This is a genomic window from Micromonospora echinofusca (genome assembly GCF_017614955.1).
In the GTDB taxonomy this organism is placed as follows: Bacteria; Actinomycetota; Actinomycetes; order Mycobacteriales; family Micromonosporaceae; genus Micromonospora; species Micromonospora echinofusca_A.
This window is the reverse complement of record NZ_WVUH01000432.1, coordinates 1-5,146: the sequence shown is the minus strand read 5'-3', so window position 1 is coordinate 5,146 and position 5,146 is coordinate 1. Positions and strand designations below refer to the sequence as shown.

The following is a 5,146-nucleotide window of genomic DNA, read 5'->3' as shown; positions in this document are numbered from 1 at the left end:
GGACCACCCCGCTCCCCGGCCCTGGAGGAGAAACCGACGTGGCCCAGGTGTACCGACATGGCCGGCTCTACGGCACCGGCCGTCCGACGTGGCTGACCCCGCTGGAGGTACGCACCTGGGAGTTCGACCCGTGTCGGCGCGGGATCGACCCCGAGCAGGTGCACGCCTTCCAGCGTCGGGTGTCCGACGAGTTGGCCGAGCTGCACCGCGAGGTGGCCCGGGTCGACGAGGAGAACGACCGGCTCAAGCGGGCCCTGCGCGACTGGCAGGCGATGCACGCCGAACGGTGCCAGGGGCAGCGTGATCCGCGTGGCAACTCCGGGCGGCGCTGGTGAGTGTGTCGCTGCGGGTGCCACGTCCGGGTGACGTGGTGCTGGTGGACGGCCGGGCCTCGGTGCAGTTCGCTGGCGCACGCGGGTTTCTGTTCCGGGTGATCTCGGTGTCCGACCAGCCGACGTACCACGGTTGGGCCTGGCTGACCGGGTACCTGCTGGACCGGACCGGGCAGGCGACCGGCAAACGCGAGATCTTCGTCCAGCCCGCCGGCCTGCGCCAGGTCTCCGACACGTCGCCTTCGCCGCGACACGGCGACATCCGGCGCCAGTCGTATATCAAACGCAGCCGAACTTGATATCTTCGGTCGGATCGGGTCACCTGGAGGAGGTGCCGTACATGTCCCGGACCATCCTGGATATCGACGATGAACTGCTCGCCGAGGCAGCGAAGATCTTCGGCACCACGACGAAGAAGGCAACCGTCCATGCCGCTCTGCAGGCAGCGGTCGACCGGGAGAAACGTCGTGAGTTCGCCGACTGGCTCAAGTCCGGTGGTCTACCAGACCTGACCGGGCCGGTGGGTACGGCGAAGCCGGACGCAGCGTGAGTCGGGAGCACTACCTGCTCGACAAGTCGGCCCTCGCCCGTTGGCCCCGACCAGCGGTGGCTCCGGTCCTCGACGAGTTGTCCGACCGGGGTCTGCTTGCTGTCTGCGGGGCGGTGGAGATCGAGGTGCTACACAGCGCGCGTACCGCCAAGGAGGCACAACGGGCGCGTTGGCTGCTGCACGGCTTCGACTGGTTGGCGATGCCCGACGACATCTGGGACCGGGCGATCGACGTGCAGGTCCAGGCGCTGCACAAAGGCACTCACCGTGCCCTGTCGATGGCGGACCTTTTGGTGGCCGCCACCGCCGAGCGACACGGTGCCACGGTGCTGCACTACGACGGCGACTTCGACATGATCACTTCGATCACCGGGCAACCCACGACCTGGGTCGTCCCGGCCGGTACCGCAGACTGACCGTCTTCCCGAGTAGGTCGGCTGCTCCGAGCGGGTCCTGCCGGGGCGGCGCCTGACCGCCTCCGCCCCTATGCTCGCGGCGATGTCCAGATCAACGGTCCGCCAGCTCGGGGCGGTACGCGGCTGCCTGCTCGGCCTCCTGCTCGGTGACGCCGTCGGCGCGACCGGCGGGGAGGTACCCCCGACCGGGCTCCTGCCGGCCACCAGCGCCGGTCAACTCGCCTGTTTCACCGTGGAGGGGATCATCCGGGCCAGCGTGCGCGGCACCCTGCGCGGGATCTGCCACCCGCCGAGCGTCGTCTGGCACGCGTACACCCGCTGGGCAGGCGTGCAGGGCATCCCGGGTGTCCCGCGCATCCAGGACGCGAACTGGCCGGACGGCTGGCTGGCACAGGTCCCCGCCCTGGCGGCCCGGCGCGGGTCTGCGCCCGCGACGGTGGCAGCCCTGCGGCAGAAGACCATGGGTACGGTGGACGATCCGGCCGGGGTCAGCACCGGGGCCCACGGGTTGATCCGGAGCCTGCCGGCCGGACTGGTCGAGCCGTGGAGTACCGGGGCGACCGACCTGGCCGCGCAGCTCGCGGCCACCACCCACGCGGCGGAAGCGGTCCACGCCGCCGCCCTCGGTGCCACGATCGTCTCCCACCTGGTCCGGGGCGCCCCGATCGACGCGGCGGTGGCGCAGGCGCAACACCGGTGCGCCCACCTGCCCGGGGCTGCCCCGGCAGGTCAGCAGGGTGCCGGCCGGCCCGAGGATGCGGCCCACCCGCTCGCCCCGGCGCTCGCCGCCGCCCGGTCGGCACCGGCCGACTGGGGCGAGCTGGTCCGGCTCGCGCCCGACGCCCGCGCCGCCTCGGCGCTCGCCGGTGCGGTCTACGTCGCGGCCTCCTTCCCGGGCCCGGACCGGCTCCGCGAGGCTCTGATCTTCGCCGCCTCGGCCGGCGACGGGGGACATGTCGCCACGGTCGCCGGGGCGTTCCTCGGCACGGCGTACGGGGTCGACGCCCTGCCGGTGGACTGGCTGTCCCGGCTGGAACTGGTCTGGGTCGCCGACACCCTGGCCCGGGACCTGGTCGCCGAGTTCGTCGACCATCCGGCCGGTTCCGGGTACGGCGCCCCGCCTGATCCCCAGTGGATCGTCCGCTACCCCGGCTGGTAGTCCGGTCCGGTGCACGTCGACACGTACCACGATTTTGGGGTCATCTCGTGCCGGCTGGTGGGCGCATAGGCCACCATGGTTCGGTGTCGGCTCCCACCACCCCCACGTTCGCCGAGTGCCGCACCGCTGCCCGCGCGGTACGACGAGCGGAGCGGGGACGCGCGGCGATCGGGGTGATCCGCCCCCGGGACGTCTGGCTGTTCCGCGCCCGCCCACCACTGGCGGTACTGCTCTACCTCGCCGCCAGTGAGGGCCGGCTGATCTGGGAGTCGACGGAGGCGTTCGCCGTCATCGAACCGCCGTTGACCCAGTCGCGCGAGTGGACGGCCGGACCCCGCGCCAACCGGTTCCTCGGCCGCCTGGACCGCTGGTGGCCCCCGCTGTGTTTCCTGGTACCGCCCGGGTTGGCCCTGATCCTGGCCCTCGCGCTGATACCGATCCTGCCCTACGCCTTCGCCCGGCCGTGGGGCATCGTCGTCGTGTCCTGTCTGGTGCTGTTCGCCGCCGTTCTGCTCGTCAGCCAACTGGCGGCCTGGATGCCCATCGCGGTCGTCTCGTTCCTCCGCCGCTATTCCGCCATTCCGGAAGGGCTCGACCTCCAGGCCGAGGAACGCCGCCGCAACAACCACTGGTCGATGACGCTGTGTCACGCCGCCGACCCGGGCCAGGTCGGCGTGCTCCTGCGGCGGGCGGTCGAGCAGAGCGTCACGCTCGCCTCGACCGCGCTCCCCCCCGACCCGGCCTTCGGCACACCCCTGCTCGTCTGCATCGCCCGGGCGGCGACCAGTGTGGACACCCGGGAACGCCTGATCACGGTTGCCGAAGGGCTGGGTGCCACGAGCGAGGCGGGCTGTTACCTGGTGTCCGGTTCCGGTCCGGTCGTGGAGCCGAACGTCGAGGCGATCCGGCCGCCCGGCAACCTGTGGCAGTTGCTTCTGTTGATGGCTTGTATCGTGCTCACCCAGCCGATCTACATCGCCAGCGCCGAGCGGGAGGACTGCTCCTCGGGAGACTGCCCCGACCGGCCGGCGACCTATCTCCGGGCCCTGCAGTGGCTGCTCGGCAAAATCGTCTTCTGGACCGAGCCGACCATGCACCCGGTGAACTGGGAGGTCCAGTGGACCGGGATTCTCGCCCCGCTGTACGGACCTGCCCTGCTCACCGTGATCGTCGGATCGGTCTGGCGGCACCATCGCTACCAACGAGAGCGGGAGAAGATGCTCTACCAGCGTGTCCAGCACAGCGGCCGACGAAGCCGGGTGCTCCTGCTCGTGGTCAACGAGATCGAGCGGGACGCGGTGATCGCCAGCGTCACGGCGGCCACCGGAATCCCGGAGCCCCAGCTCGACCTGCTCGACATGCACGCGGTCTTCCGGCTGGGTTCGATCGGCGCCACCGAGATCAGGCTGGCCCAGAGCGAGCAGGGCGCGGTGAACCCGGGTTCGATGCCGTTGACCGCCAAGAGCCTGCTGGACGACCTGGCCCCGGACATGGTGGTGCTGACCGGGGTCTGCTACGGCCTCCGGTCGCGCCGGTACGACGGCGGCGAGCAGGAACTCGGCGACCTCGTCGTCGCCACCCAGTTGCGGGCCGCCGACCATGTCAAGGTCACCACCACCGGGGACGGCGAGCGGCACGAGATCGACCGGGGCGTACGCCCTGAGTCGTCGGTACGGCTGCTCAACCGGCTGCGGGCCGCGACGTACGGTTGGCCCGGACCGAGGGTGCACTTCGGACCGGTGATCTCGCTCAGCACCCTGCTCAACAACGAACAGGAACGCGAGAGGCTGCGGAGGGCCCACGAGGACGCGATCGGCGGCGAGATGGAACTGGCCGGGTTGTACGCTGCCGCCGCCCGGACCAAGAGCGACTGGATCATGGTGAAGGGCATCTCGGACTGGGGAATGGGCAAGACCGACGACTGCCAGCAGGCGGCGGCCCAGGCGGCGGCCCGCTTCGTCGTCCGGTTCCTCCAGCAGGGTCGGGAGGACGTGTCGACCCCTGCGGAGTAGACCGCCGGACAGCGTCGACATGGGCCCGGACCCGGTCGACCACCCGGATCGTCACGGGCGGCGCGTGGCGCGGATGGCGTACCTGCCGGTGCACCGGACGGTCGTTCCGGTGCAGACGGTCATGGCGTGGGCAGCGCGGTTGACGAGGCGGTGGGCGGGACGGCCAGCGGGGTCGACGGCGTCGACACCCCGCGCATCCGGTCGAGGAGGTTGGCGGTGGCCCGCTGGATCCGGGCGTCGACGTACCCGGGCCGGTTGAGCGCCAACGGCCAGTAGAGCGTTCCGGCGGTGAACACGAGCGCACCCTGCGGGCTCTCGTAGACGTGACTGTTCTGTTCCAGCAGCGCACCGGAGCGCACCGGGTACGGCGAGGCGGACAGGATGGTCGCCCCCGTCCCCTCGGCGGCCGGCATGTCCGGGTTGAAGCCGTCGGCCTCGCCCCCGACCAGGCGGGGGATCCGGTCCCCGTCGACCAGGCCGCAGCCCGCCCAGAACCAGTGGTCGGCCGCGCGGACCACCAGCGGGGACGTCCGGGCGACGATGCCGTTGTACTGCACCCCGAGCAGCCGCTGCTCGGCGAGCATCCCGCCCCCGCCGATGCTCCGCCAGCGGGTGGTGCGTTCCCGCCGGTCGGGTCCGGGCGCCGGATCGGGGCTGGTCTTGTAGCAGGTGACCAC

The 5,146-nt window shown here is 71.5% G+C and carries 7 protein-coding genes; 6 read left to right on the top strand and 1 reads right to left on the bottom strand.

The annotated features are described in order from the left end of the window. The 6 genes from GSF22_RS30285 to GSF22_RS35890 form a co-directional block, all read left to right on the top strand. On the top strand, positions 1-335 hold a 335-nt coding region (locus GSF22_RS30285), incomplete at its 5' end, for a DivIVA domain-containing protein (protein ID WP_244454403.1). Beyond that, positions 332-631: a hypothetical protein gene (locus GSF22_RS30280; protein ID WP_307804459.1), complete on the top strand. Its 300-nt coding sequence runs from the start codon at positions 332-334 to the stop codon at positions 629-631. The genes GSF22_RS30285 and GSF22_RS30280, both read left to right, overlap by 4 nt. A gap of 41 nt (positions 632-672) precedes the next feature. After that, a complete protein-coding gene (locus GSF22_RS30275) occupies positions 673-882 on the top strand; it encodes a type II toxin-antitoxin system VapB family antitoxin (RefSeq protein ID WP_208817328.1) in 210 nt (69 codons plus the stop codon). After that, entirely contained in the window at positions 879-1,298 is a 420-nt protein-coding gene (locus GSF22_RS30270) for a PIN domain nuclease (protein WP_208817327.1), read from the top strand. The genes GSF22_RS30275 and GSF22_RS30270 overlap by 4 nt, the downstream gene beginning before the upstream one ends. Before the next feature lie 82 nt (positions 1,299-1,380). Beyond that, a complete protein-coding gene (locus tag GSF22_RS30265) occupies positions 1,381-2,457 on the top strand; it encodes an ADP-ribosylglycohydrolase family protein (protein WP_208817326.1) in 1,077 nt (358 codons plus the stop codon). Between the two features lie 83 nt (positions 2,458-2,540). Beyond that, positions 2,541-4,469, top strand: a complete 1,929-nt coding sequence (locus GSF22_RS35890; protein WP_208817325.1) for a 5'-methylthioadenosine/S-adenosylhomocysteine nucleosidase family protein — start codon at positions 2,541-2,543, stop codon at positions 4,467-4,469. 119 nt (positions 4,470-4,588) lie between these two features. Here GSF22_RS35890 and GSF22_RS30255 read toward each other — a convergent pair. Then, on the bottom strand, positions 4,589-5,146 hold a 558-nt coding region (locus tag GSF22_RS30255; RefSeq protein WP_368856916.1), incomplete at its 5' end, for a N,N-dimethylformamidase beta subunit family domain-containing protein.